Raw genomic sequence first — 17,926 nt, forward strand, 5'->3', positions numbered from 1 at the left:
CTCAGGCCGGGCGTGCCCCGTCAGGGGCGTCGTCCTCCAGCAGCAGTTCGGTGAGGGCGTCGGTGAGGGCGACCATCCGGTCGACGCCGTCGGCCAGCGCGAGTACGGCCAGGCCGCGGCGGGTGCCGGCGATCCGGACCAGCTTCGCGGTCACGCCGGGCCAGGCGCCGCCGTGGGAGTGCAGCATCCGGCCCCGATGCGTCCGCAGCCCGACCCCCATCGCATACGGCACGGACGTCCCGTCCCCCAGCCTCCCCGGCGTATGCAGCATCTGCGCCGTCCCCAGCTGATCCGCGCCGATGCCCCTGTTCCAGCGCAGCAGGTCGGCGACGGTGCTCCACATGCCGCCGTCGCCGAGCGTCAGCGGCGCGGGCCGTGACGGCAGCGGCGTGGCACCCGGCGGCGCCGGACCAGGACCGGACCACAGCACGGTCGCGGCCATGCCCAGCGGCCCGAACAGCTCCCGCCCCGCGAACAGCGGCAGCGGCTCACCCGCCGCCCGCGCCGCGACTTCGGCCAGGCAGACGTACCCCCAGTTGCAGTAGCCGTGGACCAGCCCGGGTGCCGCCACCCGCTCGACCGCACCCAGCGCCGCCAGTACGCCCGGCGTGGTCCGGTCGGCCTGCCCCGCCGCTCGCATCGCACGCCACAGCCGCTCCTCGCCGGGCAGTCCGCCCGAGTGCGCCAGCACATGGGCCAGGCGGATCCGGGCGGCCCAGCCGGGCAGCTCCGGCAGCCAGCGGGCCAGCGGGTCGTCGAGCGCCAGCGCGCCGCGCCGGGCCAGCAGCGCCAGGCAGGCGCCCGTGACCTGCTTGGACACCGATGCCGTGTACGCCACAGTGTCCGCAGTGAACGATCCGTGCGTGGCCGCGGTGGTGATCTCGCCCTCGCGGTCTACTCCGACCACGACCCGCTCCGCCGATGCGTACCCGGCGGCGACGATCAGCCCTCGAAGCCGCCGGTCCAGATCCGCGCTGCCCACCGTTCCCCCGAACTCTCGACTGCTTCCTGTCCGACGCCGCGTAGGGGCCGATCTTCACGGCTGCGCCGGGCCGGTCAAGCCGGAGGATCGGCGTCCCGGGTCAGCATCCGACGCTGGCGACCCCATTCTGACCACAGTCGGCGATCACGGCGGACTTCCGATCCGAAGATCGGCGTTCGGGGTCGACAGCGGCAGCGGAGGGGAGTGGCAGGCGACACACCGGAACCAGGCCAGGCCGGGAATTGAGTCGACCCGACTCAACTTTAAGTTGGTGTCGGTTCACGACGGCCGACGACCGACCCGAGGAGAACGCCATGAGCACCCTTTCCCTGTGGACCCGGCGCGACCCCTTCGCCGAGTTCGACGCCCTGGTACGCCAGGCCTACGTCCCCGTCCCCGCCCGGACCGCGGGCTTCACCCCGGCGGCCGAGGTCACCCGTGACGGCGACGACGCGCTGGTCCGGGTGGAGCTGCCCGGAGTGGACGTCGCCAACGACGTCGCGGTCGAGGTCGACCGAGGTCGGCTGGTGATCAGCGGCGAGCGTCGCGACCAGCGTGCCGGGCAGCGTGACGGCTTCGGCCTGCGTGAGGTCCGCTACGGCTCGTTCCGCCGTACCTTCCGGCTGCCGGCGCATGTCGACGCCGCCGCGGTCCAGGCCGGCTACGACGCGGGCGTGCTCACGGTCCGCATTGCCGGCGCCCATGCGGTCACCCCGGGGACCCGCGTCGCCATCACGACCGCAACCGCTCCCACGCTGACCGCCGACGGCAACACCGACAGCAACACCGACAGAAGCGCAGAGTGACCGTGGCGCGTCCGCTACGCGGATGCGCCACTCATGATCCGAAATCGTGGACGCTGAGTGCTGCTATGGCGGCACCCAGCGTCCACGATTTCGGATCACCGACCCTTCACCGCCCCGTCCACCGCTGCCGCGAGCCGCGAGCCGCGGTGGGAGCCGGGCGGGGCAGGGTCAGCGGTCCACGACCAGGAGTACGTTTCCGTCCAGGTCGGGCACCGTGAAGAAGCGGCATACGCCCGGGTCGCCGGTCAGTTCGGTCGTGGTGTGGCCGTCGGCGGCCAGGCGCGCGTGGACCGCGTCGAGGTCGTCGACGATCAGGTTGTGGGTGGCCCAGGGCAGTCCGGGCTGTGCCTTGACCCCGCTGGCCGGTCCCAGCAGGGTGAGCCGGCCGCCGTGGCCGTCGCGCAGGACGGCCGACCAGCTGTCCACGGACTGCTCGGTCAGGCCGAAGGCGCGCTGGAACCATGCCGACGCGGCCGCCGGGTCACCGACGGGCAGGAACGCCGATCCGATCTTAGTCACGATCGGTGACGATACCGCCCGGGTGTGACAGTGCGTGACGGCCGCCCGGTGTGACGCTCAGCCGACCCGGTGCAGTTCCAGCACGAAGCCGTCGGCCGGGCGCAGCAGCGGCGCGGCGAGCCCGTGCCCGGCCAGCGCCGCCCCGGTGAGGGTGACCTGCGGCGACCAGTCCTGCGCCCAGATCCTCGGCACGGGCAGTTCGGGCACGAGGCCGACGCGGTACCGGGCCAGCGGGTCCAGACCGGGCAGCCGCAGCCGCGTGGTGCCCTCGTACGCGCTGGCGGTGAGCTGGGCGTACGCGAAGACCGCGTGCTCGCCGCCGGTGGACACGATGCCGTACAGGTGGGCGGACGGGTCGGGGTGGTCGGCGCGGACGGTGCGTCCGGAGTGGAGCAGCCCCCGCAGCCGCCGGTACGCCCCGATCCAGGCCGACAGCTGCGCGCGCTCGTCCTCGGTGCAGCCGGTGATGTCCCACTCGATGCCCGCGTGCCCGAACAGCGCGGTCAGGCAGCGGAAGCTCAGGTTCGCGGCGCGGCCGTTGGTGTGCGACACCGGCGGCCCGACGTGGGAGCCCATCAGCTCGGGCGGCAGCAGCAGCGCGGTCCAGCGCTGGATGTGCTGGCGCTCCAGCGGGTCGTTGTTGTCCGAGGCCCATACCCGGTCGGTGCGCGACAGGATGCCGAGGTCGACGCGGGCGCCGCCGGAGGAGCAGGACTCGATCTCCAGGTGCGGGTGGCGGGCGCGCAGCGCGTCGAGCAGCCGGTAGGCGGCGGCGGTCTGCGCGTGCACCCCGGCGGTGCCGTCGTGGACGGCTTCGACCAGGTCGCGGTTGTGGTCCCACTTGAGGTAGTCGGGCCGGTACTCGGTGACCAGCGCGTCGAGCCGTTGGAGCAGGTGCGCCCACACCTCGGGGCGGGCCAGGTCGAGCACCTGCTGGTGGCGCCAGTTGGCGGGCAGCCGGTCAGGCGTCGCGAGGTACCAGTCGGGGTGGGCGCGGGCCAGGTCGGAGTCCGGATTGATCATCTCGGGTTCGACCCAGAGGCCGAACTGCAGGCCGAGGCGGCGCACCTCGTCGACGAGCGGGTGCAGGCCGTCGGGCCATACCGTCGGGTCCACATGCCAGTCGCCGAGCCCGGCGGTGTCGTCGCGGCGGCCCAGGAACCAGCCGTCGTCGAGCACGAACCGCTCGACGCCCAGCTCGGCGGCGGTGCGTGCGAGCGCGGTGAGGCGGGTCAGGTCGTGGTCGAAGTAGACGGCCTCCCAGGTGTTGAGGGTGACCGGCCGGGGCGTGCGCGGATGGGTGTCGCGGGCGCGCAGCCAGGCGTGCATCGCGTCGGACAGGCCGTCCAGTCCGGACGGCGAGTGGCAGAAGTAGACCCAGGGGGTCGTGTACGTCTCACCGTCGCCGAGCCGGATCTCGCCGGCGCCGAGCAGCTCACCGCCGCCGAGCACGCCGTCGCCGTCGACGGTCCGCTGGGCGAGCTGCGTGTGGTCGCCGCTCCAGCCCACGTGCACGCCCCACACCTGCCCGTGCCGGAACCCGAAGGCGGCCGTACCGGCGGCGAAGAACGGCGGGGCGTCGAAGCCGGTGCGGCCCCGGCGGCTCTCGTGCGCGACCGCCTGGTGCCCGAACGCCGTACGCTGCGGCACCCGCTCGCGCGACCAGCGCCCGGTGAAGTCCAGCACCTCGACCGCGTCGGCGGGCACCGGCAGCAGGCACAGCAGCCCGTCCACCGTGTACGTCCCCGCGTCGGTGCTCGTCACCGCGTGCCGCATCCGCAGCACGCCCTGCGCCCCGAGCTCGATCTCCGTACGCAGCCGCACCCCGGCCGCCTCGTCGGTGGCGTGCACGGTCACCGTGCCGCCCCCGGCCGGGTCGACCATGGCCGCGACCGGCTCGGTGCGCAGCAGCCGCAGGTGCGGGTACGTGCCGTCGCGGTGCCCGGCCAGCGCGGGCTGCCCGGCCCAGCGGTCGGCCTGGGTGGGCAGCAGCGGGGCGCCCAGCGGCTGGTTCGGGTACACCGGCTGCGCCGCCGCGAGCAGATCCAGCGCGTCCTCGCCGAGGTCGGCGCCCCAGTGCAGCACCCGGGGCAGCCCGGTGCCGGTGGCGTCCAGGGCGAGGCCCACTCCGGCGGCGCGCAGCACGATCAGGTCGGCAGAGGCAGGCACAGATTCACACCCGATCAAACGTGATCCAACATCGGCGAGCCAGAGCCTAGGAGGACGGGCCCGACCCCGTCAACGCGCGGAGCAGGTGAACTCGCCGTACTCGGCGATCGGGGTGAAGCCGAGGCGGTCGTATAGGGCCAGCGCGGCCGCGTTGCCGGCGTGCACGTTCAGGGTCACGTGGTCGACGGTCTCGCGCAGGCGGCGGCACAGCGCGGCGACCACGCCCCTGGCCAGGCCCTGTCCGCGCAGCTCCGGCCGGGTGGTGACGTTGCCCAGCGCGCTGACCCGGTACGCCGGGGACCAGACGTGGATCCCGGCCACGGCGGCCAGGCGGCCGTCGCGGCGCACCCCGACGTACTGGCCGGTCTCCAGCATGCGCCGGTCGAACCAGTTGCCGGGGTACGCGGCGTCGTACAGCTCCGACAGCTCCGGCAGGTCGCCGGGGCCGAGCACGTCGCCGAGCGGCTCGGCGGCGGCCAGGGCGGCCGGGTCGGTCAGCGCCATCTTCAGGTGCGGACCGCCGGGTTCGAGCCGGTAGGCCGCGGCCAGCTCCGACTCGGCGCCGGGGGACAGGTGCGCGTAGAGGCGGCCCGGCAGCAGCGGCAGCAGGTCGCGCAGCAGCGGCGCGACCGTGCCGGGGCCGTCGGGGTCGAAGGCGAGCAGGGTGGGCAGGCCGCCGCCGTGGTAGACCAGCGCGAGCGCGTCGCCGCGCCGATACCAGGTGGTGTACGGCCAGAAGAAGTCGTCCAGATCACCGAGCTGGTACGCGTACCGGGCCGGGTCCCGCCCCAGCAGTTCGGCCAGTTCCGCTCGATCGTGCACGCTGTGTACCGGCATCAGCCGATGATCACACAGCCGGGGCGCAGACTGGAAAGGTGATCCTGGTCGGCACCTCCGGCTGGCAGTACCGCGACTGGCGCGGCCCGTTCTACCCGCCCGGCCTGCCGCAGCGCCAATGGCTGGCCCACTACGCCGCCGAGTTCCCGACCGTCGAGGTCAACAGCGTCTTCTACCGGCTGCCGCAGCGCGGCGTCTTCACCGCCTGGCGCGAGCAGACGCCGTCCGGGTTCACCGTGGCGGTCAAGGCCAGCCGCTACCTGACCCACATCCGGCGGCTGCGCGACCCGGCCGAGCCGGTGCGCCGGTTCCTCGACGCGGTCGCGGGCCTGGGCGACCGGCTCGGCCCGGTGCTGCTGCAGCTGCCGCCGACGATGCGCGCCGACCCGGCCGCGCTGGCCGATACGCTGCGCCACTTTCCCGAGGGGCGGCGGGTCGCGGTCGAGCCCCGGCATCCGTCCTGGTGGAACGATGCGGTCCGGGCGGTGCTGGAAGGCCACGGCGCCGCGCTGTGCTGGGCCGACCGGCTGGGGCGGCCGCAGACCCCGCTGTGGCGTACCGCCGACTTCGGCTACCTGCGCCTGCACGAGGGCCGCGCCCAGCCCCGCCCCCGCTACGGCCGCACCGCCCTGCGCACCTGGCAAGGCCGCCTCCAGGACACTTTCGGCGACCACCCTGTGTACGTCTACTTCAACAACGACCCCCACGCCGCCGCGATCGCCGATGCCCGCGCCTTCACCTCCCTCGCGGGTTAACAAGGGGCCCTTCCTCTACGTAAAGCGATAAGAAGGGGCCCTTCCTTTCTCTCAGGTTTAGGGGTGGGGCGGGTGGGTCATCCACGGGGCAGGATTCGACCGTCACCCCTCGGGAGATAAAGATGTTCGCCGTCATCGCCGCGATCCTGTTCGGCCTCGCGCTGCTGCTGGACCTCGTGAACGAGAGCATCGGCAGCCTGCTCACGCCCGGCACCCTGGTCACCGCGGGCCTGCTGTTCCTGGCCCTGCACATGGCCGGTGCGGGCACCTACGTGCGCGGGCGGTCCTGGCGCGGCCGCCGCTGACCCCCGGCGCCCCCTGATCGGGCGGTGTGCACGCCCCCGTGGTGCACACCGCCTTTTCTGTGCCCGTGGGACGTCAGAGGCCCAGGCGGGCGCGGACGACCAGGTCGTGCAGGGCGTCGGCGGCGGTCGGCTGGGCGGGCAGCTTCGCGTCGGCCTTGGCCTGGTTCAGCTGCTCGCGCAGCCGGGCCGTGTCGGCCAGGATCCGGTCCGGGCCGGGCAGGCCCGCGTCCGTGCCGAGCACCCGGTGCTCGCCCTCGCGCTTGGCCGCGATCAGGTCCGGCACGTACGGCAGGTCGCAGTCGCCGTACAGCAGGGTCAGGTCGGCCTGGACCGTGCCGGTGCGCATCAGGTGCAGGCCGGTGCACAGCACCCGGAGCAGGTACAGCGCGGGCTTGAGCTTGTTCGTCTTGGTGAACAGCAGCTGCGACGAGGTGGCGAAGCCGAGGTAGTGGTCGGCGTAGCCGGTGGAGACGCAGCCCGGGACCAGCGACAGCAGCTCGGCGTGCGTCTCGGAGGTGTGGATCACCAGCGGGGACGTGACCTGCTCCAGCACGTCGCCGCTGCGGCGCAGCAGCAGGCGGCAGCTCTTGGCCAGGTCGTGCGTGACCAGGTCCAGCTCCACCCCGGCGCGGTCGCCGGTGTGCGACAGCGTCTCCGGGCCGTGGCGCAGGCCGACCAGCTCGCGCGGCGGCAGCAGGTGCGCTCCGCGCAGGTCGACATCGGAGTCGACCGAGGCGAAGCCGTAGAGGTGGGCGCCGCTGACGGTCGCGAAGACCATCGGGTACGGCTGCTCGGCGACCACGTCGCCGGTCCAGGCGGGCACGACCGTGGTCATCGCAGCGCCAAGGAGTGCAGGTACCCGCCCCGGGTGCCGACGTAGAGCGTCCCGTCCCAGACCGCCGGGGTGGACTCGATGCAGGCGCCGGGCTTGGTCTGCCACAGCGGCTTCGGCGCGACCGCGGTGTCGGCGACGTCGAAGGCGTGCAGGTAGCCCTGGCTGCAGTCGCCGATGACCAGGACGTCGTCGACGATCACCGGCGAGCCGTGGCCCATGCCCGCGACGTGGTACCGCCAGCGCACCGCGCCCGTGGCCCGGTCGACGCCGACCAGGTAGCCGGTGTGCGTGCCCCAGACGACGATGTCCTTGTGCAGCGCGACCGTGCTGTAGACGCCCCCGGGATTCGTGTCGTGATCGTCGATCTTCCACACCACCGGGTCGTCGGGCTTGCCCGGGTCCAGCTTCATCATCTGGCCCATCTCCTTCGACCTCTTGTTGCCCTTCTCGTACTGCGAACCGACGTACAGCATCCCGTCGCCGTCGGAGACGATCGACGCGTCGGTGTCGTCGCCGGTCCAGAACCGCAGCGTACGGGTCGGCATCCGGCCCTCCTTCAGCCCGCTGACGTCCCAGCCCTGCACCAGCCCCGCCGAGTTGGCGAAGTAGATGGCGCTGCCGGTGACGTTGACCGAGTTCTCGATCGACACCGTGTCGTGTCCGGCGTCCTTGAGCAGCTGGGCGTCCCAGCCCGGCGTGTGCCAGACCAGCTTCGGCGCGACGGTGACCTTCCCGTTCGCGTCATAGCCCCGGTTCAGCTTCACGATGTGGAACTGGCTGTTCTCGCCGCCCTCGAACAGGTAATCGTCGATGATGATCGGCGAGCTGTCCCAGTCGTTGTTCCACATCACCGGCTTCACGTCGTACGCCGAGAGCTTCCACAGCTCCACCGGCTTGCTCCGGTCCATGGCGATGACCCTGAAGTAGTTGTCGCGCGAGCCGGAGTACAGCAGCGGGAAGCCGTCCGGGTCGACCGTCACCGAGCCCTTGATGATGTCGCCGGTCGGAAAGTCGGGCAGGATCCGCCGCCCGGTCTTCCCGTCGACGAAGTGCAGCTTGCCGTCGTACGCGCCGAACACCACCCAGGTGCGGCCGTCGCGCTCGAACACGGCCGGCTGGCCGGTCCAGCCCATGCCGCACCACAGCCGCACGCCGTGCTCGTCGCTGGACTCCTTGCACATCGGCTGGTCCGGGAACTTCCACCGCTGCACCGGCTTGCCGCGCGGCATCGGCCCGGTGCCGTAGAAGGTGCGGGTCGGGTTGCCCCGGAACGTGAGCAGACCCTCGACCTTGTCACCCCACGGCTTGCCCGCCAGCGCCGGATCCGACCAGCCGGTGAACGCGGGCGGCGCCGGGGACGGGACCGGCACGGCCGGGCCGCTCGGCGCGGCCACGAACGCCGGTTCGGGCGGCGCCGTGTCGCACGCGGACACGGCCAATGCCAGCAGGGCTGCGGCGAGCAGGGAGAATCGGCGGCCGACGGGTCGCATCACCGCGTAAGTATCGACGACGGCGCGCCGTTGCCGATCATCGATTCAGATCGGCCGAACTGCCGGTTCGGCGGAGTCGAGCCCCTCCTCGCGTACCCCCGCCAGGAACGCGTCGACCGCGGCCCGGTCCGGCTCGACCGGCAGCACCGGCGCGGCGGCCGCGGCCGCCAGCTGCTCCGTGCGCTCCCGGGCCAGCTCCCGCACCCGCTCGAACGGCAGCTCGCCGCGCTTGACCGACAGCAGCAGCTCGCGCTCGTCCCGCACCTCCACCAGCACCTGCCCGGTACGCAGCACGTGCGCGCCCGCCCGCAGCAGCCGCAGCATGTGCATCGCCTGCTTCCACCGCACCTCGCCGGTACGGTCGAAGTGGCCGGTCAGCTTCGCGAACTGGTCGGCGGCGTAGCGCCCGTACGTGTCGGCGGCCCGCCGCGACAGGAAAGCCTCCCGGACCGCGAGCAGCCGCTGCCCGGCCGGGGTGATCCGCTCGACCAGCGGCGACCACAGGCACTCCAGCACGGTCGGGTTCGCGGTCAGCGCCAGCGCGCACAGCCGCTCCACCTCCCACGAGAACTCCTCGTGGCGAGGTCCTTCGACGTGCGTGGGCGGCTTGTCGAGATGCCAGAACAGCCTGGTCGGCGCCGCGTACACGCCTCGGCGGTCGGTGTCGGAGCCGGGCCCGTCCAGCCCGTACGCCCGCGACCCCACGACCACCGACAGGATCGTGTACCGCTCGACCAGCCCATGCCCCGCATCCATGCCGCGCAGGCTAGCGCACCACCCGCCCCTTGATCACGCGAGTTGTCAGGCGCGTTGGTCGTTCAAGTTGCCGGGCGATCGGGCGTATACAGCGTGCGATACCCCCGATCGCCCGGCAACTTGGATGACCTTGGCCGCGATGGCGGCCGGGCGGGACGGTCAGGCGATCTCGGCCTCGGTGGCGAAGCGGTCGATCTCGGCGAGTTCGGCGTCGGTGAACGACAGGTCGTCCAGGGCGGCGACGTTGTCCTCCAGCTGCTTGACGCTGGAGGCGCCGATGACCAGCGAGGTCATCCGCTCGTCGCGCAGCGCCCAGGCCAGCGCGAGCTGCGCCAGCGACTGCCCGCGCCGGGACGCGACCGCGTTCAGGCCCTCGACCTTGGCGCGGTTGCTCGGCGTCAGCGCGTCCTCGTTGAGGAACCGGCTGGTGCGGATGCGCGAGTCGTCCGGCACCCCGTGCAGGTATCGGTCGGTGAGCAGGCCCTGGGCCAGCGGCGAGAACGCGATGCAGCCCGCGCCGACCTCCTCAAGCGTGTCCAGCAGGCTGTCCCGCTCGGTCCACCGGTTGATCATCGAGTACGAGGGCTGGTGGATCAGCAGAGGAGTGCCCAGGTCCTTGAGGATCGCCGCCGCGCGTCGAGTCTGCTCGGAGGTGTAGGACGAGATGCCCACGTAGAGGGCCTTGCCCGCGCGGACCGCCGCGTCCAGCGCGCCCATCGTCTCCTCGAGCGGGGTCTCCGGGTCGAAGCGGTGCGAGTAGAAGACGTCGACGTAGTCCAGGCCCATGCGCTTGAGCGACTGGTCCAGCGAGGCGGTCAGGTACTTGCGCGAACCCCACTCGCCGTACGGGCCGGGCCACATGTCGTACCCGGCCTTGGTCGCGATGACCAGCTCGTCGCGGTACGGCTTCAGGTCGGTGGCCAGCATCCGGCCGAAGTTCTCCTCGGCCGCGCCCGGGGGCGGGCCGTAGTTGTTCGCCAGGTCGAAGTGGGTGATGCCGAGGTCGAAGGCGCGCCGGACGATCTCGGTCTGCCGCTGCCAGGGGCGCTCGTGCCCGAAGTTGTGCCACAGGCCGAGGGAGATCGCCGGCAGCTTCAGGCCGCTGCGCCCGGAACGGCGGTAGATCATCCGGTCGTACCGCTTCGCTTCTGCCACGTACGTCATGGAGATCACCCTACTGGCGGCGAATGCCGACGGGATCATGCCCGTCCCGCTGCCATTTCAGCCGTGGAGGCGGAGTCGGGGCGGCGGCCGCCGGTCAGGCCTCCGGCGGGAGGTCGACGCACTTCTCGCTGATGTAGACCGAGTAGCCGGCCTTGATGCCCCAGTCCAGGATGGTGCCCTCGCAGTTGGTGGTGTGGCCGCCCTGCAGCCGGGTGTGCGCGGCATCGGCGTAGTAGAGCCAGCCGCACTTGTAGTTGGCGGGGCAGCTGGGGTAGGTGCTGACCGTGCCGGACCCGCCGACGGGGGCGAGGACGGACGCGACGCCTGCGGCGGCGAAGGCGAGCACGGCGATACGACGTTTCATCGGGTCTCCTCAGTGATGAGTATCGAATCGATAATCGTCGCAGTCGTGCCGCGCGCGCAAGGCCGCGCGTCCCCTGCCTGCGGATAGGCCGCGCCGTGCCTGGGCTGGACCGCTGCAGTTTCGGGGAGACTGCGGGAATCACCGCCGGCTTTCGTGCAGTTTCGAAGAAACTGCACGAACGGGTCGCCCGGCGCCCGGGGGCGAGCGCACGTGGAGTGACGGGCAGTTGACATCAGGTATCAGGCGCCGCGCGCCGGGTCTCTTGTCTTCGTCGGAAACACGCGGGAACCGCCAAGCCGAAGGAGGCAGCCATGATGACGTACGGCTCGGACGACGAGTTCGAAGAGCCCGAGTACCCCAACAAGGTGTTCAAGTGCACCACGTGCGGGAAGTTCAAGATCCTCACACTGACCGAGGAGGAGATGCGCCGCGCCCAGGCCTGCCCCAAGTGCGACACGAAGCTGGTGTGGGCCAAGGACGACGACGCCCTGAGCGGCTTCCCCACCTGCGCCATCGTCACCTGCTCCCAGTACCTGAGCACCGCGGCGACCGGTGACACGATCGACCGCTGCGAGGGCAAGCGCACCGACAAGAAGGGGGACTGCAAGAAGCCCCTCGAGGTGCTCACCATGGAGGCCGTCCAGGCCCTGCCGGACTCCTCGGTCGAGGAGGTCGACGACTCCGACGCCAAGCCGGTGCGGCAGCTCAAGGCCCTGACCAAGCAGTCGCTGGCCTGGGTGAAGGGCTCGGGCAGCCACCACCGCTCGACCGGTGGCTCGCACACCAGCGCCGCGCGCGAGAAGCACTCGGCGGCCTCCGGCTCCAAGGACAAGGTGCGCGACCGCTTCATCGAGAACCTGAAGGAGCTGATCGCCCAGGTCGGCGACCTCACCGAGACGGAGTCCTCGAAGAAGGCCGTCAAGGACGGCAAGGACGCGATGTCCAAGCTCGGCGGCAAGTAGGCCGGGCTCCTGCGGGCGGCCGCCGACCGTCGGCCGCCCGTGCCCGGTGCGGCGGCGCGACCCCGACGCGCCGCTCCTGCCGTACTCCCGGCCGTCGCGGCAGTACGCTGGCGCGGTGACCTGGATCGATCCAGCGCTGTGGTACCAGAGCCTGCCGACCTTCCACGTGTCGGCCAGTGCCCTGGTCACCGACGCCGAAGGCCGCGTCCTGCTGGTGAAGGCGACCTACCGCGACCACTGGTCGTTCCCCGGCGGGATCGTCGAGGCGGGCGAGCAGCCGCACGTCGCCGCCGCGCGCGAGCTGGCCGAGGAGGCCGGGCTGGCCGCCGAGGTCGGGTCGCTGCTGCTGGTCGACTGGGCGGCGCCGCAGGGACACCGCTCCCGCGCCATGGTCCACTTCCTGTTCGACGGCGGCACGGTCGCCGCGGCCGGTGCCGCCGCGGACTCGACCGAGATAGCCCAGCTGGGCTTCTACGCACCGGATGCGGCCGCCGGCATGCTCGCCGAGAACTCGTCGCGCCGGCTGCCGGCCGCGCTCGCCGCCCGCCGCGACGGCCGCCCCGTCTACCTGCCATACCACTGAGGCGACCGCACGCCGCGATCGTCCAGCTGCCTGCTGTGGTGATCGGCGGCTGAGGTCGATTCATGGGCTTACAGGTGCGGAACTGGCCTGAGCCGCCGATCTTGCGCAGAGATCGCTGCCGCGGGCCGGAACCGGCGTGTGCGCGGTGCGCCGGAGGTCCCCGGGGCGGTGCTTGACCTGAAGCGCGGTTGAGGTTTTAGCGTCGTCGGCGGGCACCCGGCGCCATCGCGCCGGGTGGCACGGCTTGCGAGACCCGAGGAGCACCATGCGCGCCATCCGCCAGTACGAGTTCGGCCCGGCCGAGAACCTGCGGTTCGAGCAGGTGCCCGACCCGACGCCAGGGCAGGGCCAGGTGGTGGTCCAGGTGGAGGCGGCCGGGGTGCACCTCATCGATACGACGGTCAGGCGCGGCGGCGCCACGCCGTTTCCGCTGCCCGCGCTGCCGATGACCCCGGGCCGTGAGGTGGCGGGCCGGGTGGTCGCGACCGGCCCGGGCGCGGACCCGGGCTGGCTGGGCCGCCGCGTGGTCGTACACCTCGGCCTGACCAGCGGCGGGTACGCCGAGCGCGCCGTCGCCGCCGCCGCGTCCCTGCACCCGATCCCCGACCACCTGTCCGCCCGGACGGCGGTCGCGATGATCGGCACCGGCCGCACCGCCGTCAGCGTGCTCGACCGCGCCGCCCCCACCAGCGCGGACACCGTCCTGGTCACCGCCGCCGCGGGCGGCCTGGGCACCCTGTTCGTGCAGGCGGCCCAGCGGGCGGGCGCCCACGTCGTCGGCGTCGCGGGCGGCCCGGCCAAGGTCGACCAGGTGCTGCGCAACGGCGCCGACACGGCGCTCGACTACACCGACCCGGGCTGGCCGGAGAAGGTACGCGCGGAGCTGGGGGAGCGGCGGGTGACGCTGGTCATCGACGGGGTGGGCGGCCAGGCCGGCCGGGCGGCACTCGAGCTGCTGGCGCCGGGCGGGCGCTTCGTGATCTGCGGCTGGTCCGCGGGCGCCGCCACCGAGATCACCACGGCTGACCTGTACACCCGGGGCATCACCGCGAGTTCGGCCCTCGGCCCGGGAATGGTCCGCCCGCTGCGCGACCTGGAGGAGCAGGCGCTGCGCGAGGCGGCCGAGGGGTGGCTCACCCCCGCGGTGACCGGGTTCCCGCTGGCCGAGGCGGCGGCCGCACACCGCGCGCTGGAGAGTCGCGCCACGGTCGGCAAGGTCGTCCTGCTGCCGTGACGCGGCGTGGCGCGACGGCGGTCACGGAGTCGGTTCCAGGTCGGGGAAGCCGTCGCCGAGCGGGTCGTCCTCGTCGAGCATCCTCGCCCTGTCGTCGTCGCGGATGATCACGGCGCATCCGGCGACCAGCAGCACGTAGCGGACCGGCTTGTGGATCTCGCCGTTGGCGGTGCGCACCACGGTGTCGAACCGCTCGCCGAACGGGCACTGCAGCTGGTCCTCGGCGAGCTGCCGCATGGGTACCAGTACGGCGACGGCGCGCACCAGCTGTTCGTCGTCCGTGGTCGCGAAGGTCTGCCGCGTGCCGCCGAGCCAGAACTCGAAGGCCTGCTCGTACTCGATGAGGATGCGCCGGCCGGGCTGCAGGATCAGCGGTAGCGGCTGACTGCGCTTGAATCGGGCGTCGGCGCGCTCCTGGTCGTCCTTGATCTCGTTGACGGTGATCCAGTCGCCCCGGTCGGCGTACACGGTCACGGCGTTGGCCCGGTCCACCCGGCGTAGTTCCGCGCCGGAGACCTGGGGGAATACCGTCTCGACATCGTTGACGACGATCGGTGTGGCGCTGGTGTTCGCGATCGACAGCATCGAACTCCAGCCGATCCGGGTGGCGTCCGTGCCGCCCGACGCCGGGTCCCGCAGCGACATGCTCTTCTGGAAAGGCCACTCCTGCGCCAGCAGCAGCGCCTTTCGTTCGAGGTCCAGCGCGGTGGCCGAGGCGGGCGGCGGCGGATCGTCTGCGAGCAGACCGAACATGTCGTTGGCGAATCCGACGACCAGCGCTATGGCGCTGAAGGTGGTCACCGCGATCCGCACCAGTGGCGCCTTGGACATCCGCTTGAGCCGCCGCGGCAGTGTCGAGGGGCCTGCTGCCGGTTCGGGAGTGTTCATCGACCAGCATCGTACGCCGCGGTGGCTACCCGTCGTGACGAACGCGTTGCTGGAAGCTTCCCACAGTGGTCCGTCGTTCGGGTGGGGCTGGTGGGACCTTCGGGGCTGGCGAGCCGGTCCGACAGTGGCCCAGGTTACGGTGCTGCCCCCAGGGTGCTGGTAGCGTGATCGTTGCCGGCACACCCGTGTGGGAGAGTCCGCGCGCGAGCGCGGCGCCGAAGGGGCAATTCCTCCCCGGAACCTCTCAGGCACCCGAACCGTACGGGCATGGCGACTCTGGAACTCAGGCGCGACCGCCGAGGCGAGGCTTGCGAGCCTCGCCTGTGACAGAGGGGGAGGGCTTAGGTCCTCGACCCCGGAGTCTCATATGAGTGCTTTCGTCGAACGCCACATCGGTCCCGGCTCCGCCGACACCGATCGCATGCTCAACGCCATCGGCTACTCCTCGATCGAGGAGCTGATGGACGCGGCCATCCCCGAGGTGATCCGCTGGCACGGCACCCTGGACCTGCCCGCCGCCGCGACCGAGGCCGAGACCCTGGCCGAGCTGCGCGCGCTGGCGTCGCGCAACTCGGTGCTGACCTCGATGATCGGCCTGGGCTACCACGGCACGCACACTCCGGGCGTGATCAAGCGCAACGTGCTGGAGAGCCCGGCCTGGTACACGGCCTACACGCCGTACCAGCCGGAGATCTCGCAGGGGCGGCTGGAGGCGCTGCTCAACTTCCAGACCATGGTCACCGACCTGACCGGGCTGGCCACCGCCAACGCCTCGATGCTGGACGAGGGCACCGCGGCCGCCGAGGCGATGACGCTGGCCCGCCGCTCGGCCAAGAGCAAGAGCAACGTGTACGTGGTCGACGCCGACGCGCTGCCGCAGACCATCGACGTGATCACCACCCGGGCCGAGCCGCTCGACATCGAGGTGCGCGTGCTCGACCTCGACACCGAGGAGCTGCCCGCTGACTTCTTCGGCCTGCACCTGCAGTACCCGGGCGCCTCGGGCGCGCTGCGCGACCACGCCGAGCTGATCGCCGCCGCCCACGCCCGCCAGGCCCTGGTCGCGGTCGCAGCCGACCTGCTCGCGCTGACCGTGGTCCGCGCCCCGGGCAGCATCGGCGCCGACATCGCCTGCGGTTCGGCCCAGCGCTTCGGCGTGCCGATGGGCTTCGGCGGCCCGCACGCCGGCTACCTCGCCGTGCGCGCGGGGCTGGAGCGCTCGCTGCCCGGCCGCCTGGTCGGCGTCTCCAAGGACGTCGACGGCACCCCGGCGTACCGGCTGGCGCTGCAGACGCGGGAGCAGCACATCCGCCGCGAGAAGGCGACCAGCAACATCTGCACCGCCCAGGTCCTGCTCGCCGTCATGGCCAGCATGTACGCGGTCTACCACGGCCCCGACGGCCTGCGCGGCATCGCCCGCCACGCCCACGGCGCCGCCGTGCGGCTGGCCGACTCGCTGCGCGCGGGCGGCGTCGAGCTCGCCCACGGCGCCTTCTTCGACACCGTCACCGCCGTGGTGCCGGGCCGCGCCGACGAGATCGTGGCGGCCGCCGCGGCCTCGGGCGTGAACCTGCGCCGCGTCGACGCCGACCGGGTCGGCGTGGCCTGCGACGAGACCACCACCGTGCCGCACCTGCGCGCGGTCGCGGCCGCGTTCGGGGTGGAGCTGGCCGCCGCGACCGAGCGGTCGGCGATCCCGGCCGGGCTGGGCCGCGACACGGAGTTCCTGATCCACGAGGTGTTCCGCACCCACCACTCCGAGACCGCGATGCTGCGCTACCTGCGCCGCCTGTCGGATCTGGACTACGCGCTGGACCGGGGCATGATCCCGCTGGGCTCGTGCACCATGAAGCTCAACGCCACCACCGAGATGGAGGCCGTCACCTGGCCCGAGTTCGGGCAGATCCACCCGTTCGCCCCGGCGGCGCAGACCGCGGGCTACCGCGAGCTGATCACGCAGCTGGAGGGGTGGCTGGCCGAGCTCACCGGGTACGACGCGGTCAGCGTGCAGCCCAACGCCGGTTCGCAGGGCGAGCTCGCGGGCCTGCTCGCGATCCGCGCGTACCACCGGGCCAACGGCGACGCGCACCGCGACGTGTGCCTGATCCCGTCGAGCGCGCACGGCACCAACGCGGCCAGCGCCGTCATGGCCGGTATGCGCGTAGTCGTGGTGGCCTGCGACGACTCCGGCAACGTGGACCTGGTCGACCTGGACCGGGCGATCGACAAGCACCGCGACGCCCTCGCCGCGATCATGGTGACCTACCCGTCCACCCACGGGGTGTACGAGACCGGCATCGCCTCCCTGTGCGCCAAGGTGCACGAGGCGGGCGGCCAGGTGTACGTCGACGGCGCGAACCTGAACGCGCTGGTCGGCTTCGCCAAGCCGGGCAAGTTCGGTGCCGACGTGTCGCACCTGAACCTGCACAAGACGTTCTGCATCCCGCACGGCGGCGGCGGCCCCGGCGTCGGCCCGGTCGCGGTCCGCGCGCACCTGGCCCCGTTCCTGCCGGGTACGAAGGACGTGTCGGCGATCAGCGCGGCGCCGCACGGCAGCGCCTCGATCCTGCCCATCCCGTGGGCGTACCTGCGGATGATGGGCCCGGACGGCCTCGCGGCCGCGACCGGCACCGCGGTGCTGGCGGCCAACTACGTCGCCGCGCGGCTGCGCGAGCACTACCCGGTGCTGTACAGCGGCAACAAGGGCCTGGTCGCGCACGAGTGCATCCTCGACCTGCGCCCGATCACCAAGGCGACCGGCGTGACCGTCGACGACGTGGCCAAGCGCTTGATCGACTACGGCTTCCACGCCCCGACCATGTCGTTCCCGGTGGCGGGCACCCTGATGGTGGAGCCGACCGAGAGCGAGGACCTGGCCGAGCTGGACCGGTTCGTGGAGGCGATGATCTCGATCCGCCGCGAGATCGGCAAGGTGGGCTCGGGTGAGTGGCCCGCGGATGACAACCCGCTGGTCAACGCGCCGCACACGGCGTCGATGGTGACCGGGGACGAGTGGGCCCACGCGTACCCGCGCAGTGTCGCGGCGTACCCGGCGCTGTCGAGCGCGTCGGAGCGGGCCGGCAAGTACTGGCCGCCGGTACGGCGCATCGACGGCGCGTACGGTGACCGGAACCTGGTGTGCTCGTGCCCGCCGCCGGAGGCGTTCGCCTGATCCGGCGGGCGGCGGACGGTTCCCCCGCGTCGCGCCGGCCTGGGCCCTGCCTCGGGCCGGCCGGCGTGGCGGGGACGGCGGCAGCTCTGCCGCCTGGGTGAGGGC

Annotated in this window: 17 protein-coding genes and 1 riboswitch; of the genes, 7 read left to right on the forward strand and 10 right to left on the reverse strand. The window is 72.4% G+C overall.

Annotated features, from left to right (window positions below; genetic code table 11):
- Position 1: 1 nt before the first annotated feature.
- Positions 2-982, reverse strand: coding sequence for a serine hydrolase domain-containing protein (locus QEZ54_RS32455; protein WP_281308578.1), 981 nt, complete (start codon positions 980-982; stop codon positions 2-4).
- 314 nt (positions 983-1,296) lie between these two features.
- On the opposite strand from QEZ54_RS32455, the gene QEZ54_RS32460 reads away from it, so the two are divergent.
- A complete protein-coding gene (locus QEZ54_RS32460; RefSeq protein WP_281308579.1) occupies positions 1,297-1,788 on the forward strand; it encodes an Hsp20/alpha crystallin family protein in 492 nt (163 codons plus the stop codon).
- 168 nt (positions 1,789-1,956) lie between these two features.
- Here QEZ54_RS32460 and QEZ54_RS32465 read toward each other — a convergent pair whose 3' ends face one another.
- The 3 genes from QEZ54_RS32465 to QEZ54_RS32475 form a co-directional block, all read right to left on the reverse strand.
- A complete protein-coding gene (locus QEZ54_RS32465; RefSeq protein WP_281308580.1) occupies positions 1,957-2,307 on the reverse strand; it encodes a VOC family protein in 351 nt (116 codons plus the stop codon).
- Positions 2,308-2,364: 57 nt separating this feature from the next.
- On the reverse strand, positions 2,365-4,476 hold the full coding sequence (locus QEZ54_RS32470; protein ID WP_281308581.1) for an alpha-galactosidase: 2,112 nt from the start codon (positions 4,474-4,476) through the stop codon (positions 2,365-2,367).
- A gap of 69 nt (positions 4,477-4,545) precedes the next feature.
- The gene (locus QEZ54_RS32475; protein ID WP_281308582.1) at positions 4,546-5,313 is read right to left on the reverse strand and encodes a GNAT family N-acetyltransferase; all 768 of its coding nucleotides are present in this window, start codon (positions 5,311-5,313) and stop codon (positions 4,546-4,548) included.
- 38 nt (positions 5,314-5,351) lie between these two features.
- Here QEZ54_RS32475 and QEZ54_RS32480 point away from each other — a divergent pair, with 38 nt between their 5' ends.
- The gene (locus QEZ54_RS32480; protein ID WP_281308583.1) at positions 5,352-6,068 is read left to right on the forward strand and encodes a DUF72 domain-containing protein; all 717 of its coding nucleotides are present in this window, start codon (positions 5,352-5,354) and stop codon (positions 6,066-6,068) included.
- A 122-nt stretch (positions 6,069-6,190) separates the two neighbouring features.
- The gene (locus QEZ54_RS32485) at positions 6,191-6,373 is read left to right on the forward strand and encodes a hypothetical protein (protein ID WP_281308584.1); all 183 of its coding nucleotides are present in this window, start codon (positions 6,191-6,193) and stop codon (positions 6,371-6,373) included.
- Between the two features lie 73 nt (positions 6,374-6,446).
- On the opposite strand, the gene QEZ54_RS32490 is transcribed toward QEZ54_RS32485, so the two are convergent.
- The 5 genes from QEZ54_RS32490 to QEZ54_RS32510 all read right to left on the reverse strand — a co-directional run bounded on the left by QEZ54_RS32490 (position 6,447) and on the right by QEZ54_RS32510 (position 10,982).
- Positions 6,447-7,208, reverse strand: coding sequence for a nucleotidyltransferase domain-containing protein (locus QEZ54_RS32490; protein ID WP_281308585.1), 762 nt, complete (start codon positions 7,206-7,208; stop codon positions 6,447-6,449).
- Complete coding sequence (locus QEZ54_RS32495) at positions 7,205-8,698, reverse strand: PQQ-binding-like beta-propeller repeat protein (RefSeq protein ID WP_281308614.1); 1,494 nt, start codon at positions 8,696-8,698, stop codon at positions 7,205-7,207. Before QEZ54_RS32495 ends, QEZ54_RS32490 begins: the two co-directional genes overlap by 4 nt.
- A gap of 45 nt (positions 8,699-8,743) precedes the next feature.
- A complete protein-coding gene (locus QEZ54_RS32500; protein WP_281308586.1) occupies positions 8,744-9,454 on the reverse strand; it encodes a nucleotidyltransferase domain-containing protein in 711 nt (236 codons plus the stop codon).
- Positions 9,455-9,613: 159 nt separating this feature from the next.
- Entirely contained in the window at positions 9,614-10,618 is a 1,005-nt protein-coding gene (gene mgrA / locus QEZ54_RS32505) for an L-glyceraldehyde 3-phosphate reductase (protein WP_281308587.1), read from the reverse strand.
- A 94-nt stretch (positions 10,619-10,712) separates the two neighbouring features.
- Positions 10,713-10,982: a hypothetical protein gene (locus QEZ54_RS32510; protein ID WP_281308588.1), complete on the reverse strand. Its 270-nt coding sequence runs from the start codon at positions 10,980-10,982 to the stop codon at positions 10,713-10,715.
- A gap of 311 nt (positions 10,983-11,293) precedes the next feature.
- On the opposite strand from QEZ54_RS32510, the gene QEZ54_RS32515 reads away from it, so the two are divergent.
- The 3 genes from QEZ54_RS32515 (at position 11,294) to QEZ54_RS32525 (ending at position 13,761) form a co-directional block, all read left to right on the forward strand.
- Positions 11,294-11,944: a hypothetical protein gene (locus QEZ54_RS32515; protein ID WP_281308589.1), complete on the forward strand. Its 651-nt coding sequence runs from the start codon at positions 11,294-11,296 to the stop codon at positions 11,942-11,944.
- A 115-nt stretch (positions 11,945-12,059) separates the two neighbouring features.
- Positions 12,060-12,527, forward strand: a complete 468-nt coding sequence (locus QEZ54_RS32520) for an NUDIX domain-containing protein (RefSeq protein ID WP_281308590.1) — start codon at positions 12,060-12,062, stop codon at positions 12,525-12,527.
- Between the two features lie 265 nt (positions 12,528-12,792).
- Positions 12,793-13,761, forward strand: coding sequence for a zinc-binding dehydrogenase (locus QEZ54_RS32525; RefSeq protein ID WP_281308591.1), 969 nt, complete (start codon positions 12,793-12,795; stop codon positions 13,759-13,761).
- A gap of 21 nt (positions 13,762-13,782) precedes the next feature.
- Here QEZ54_RS32525 and QEZ54_RS32530 read toward each other — a convergent pair whose 3' ends face one another.
- Complete coding sequence (locus QEZ54_RS32530) at positions 13,783-14,649, reverse strand: hypothetical protein (protein WP_281308592.1); 867 nt, start codon at positions 14,647-14,649, stop codon at positions 13,783-13,785.
- A 178-nt stretch (positions 14,650-14,827) separates the two neighbouring features.
- Positions 14,828-14,919, forward strand: a riboswitch (glycine riboswitch).
- A gap of 97 nt (positions 14,920-15,016) precedes the next feature.
- On the opposite strand from QEZ54_RS32530, the gene gcvP reads away from it, so the two are divergent.
- On the forward strand, positions 15,017-17,821 hold the full coding sequence (gene gcvP / locus QEZ54_RS32535; protein WP_281308593.1) for an aminomethyl-transferring glycine dehydrogenase: 2,805 nt from the start codon (positions 15,017-15,019) through the stop codon (positions 17,819-17,821).
- Positions 17,822-17,926: the final 105 nt, after the last annotated feature.

The organism is Catellatospora sp. KI3, from assembly GCF_029948125.1.
Classification (GTDB): domain Bacteria; phylum Actinomycetota; class Actinomycetes; order Mycobacteriales; family Micromonosporaceae; genus Catellatospora.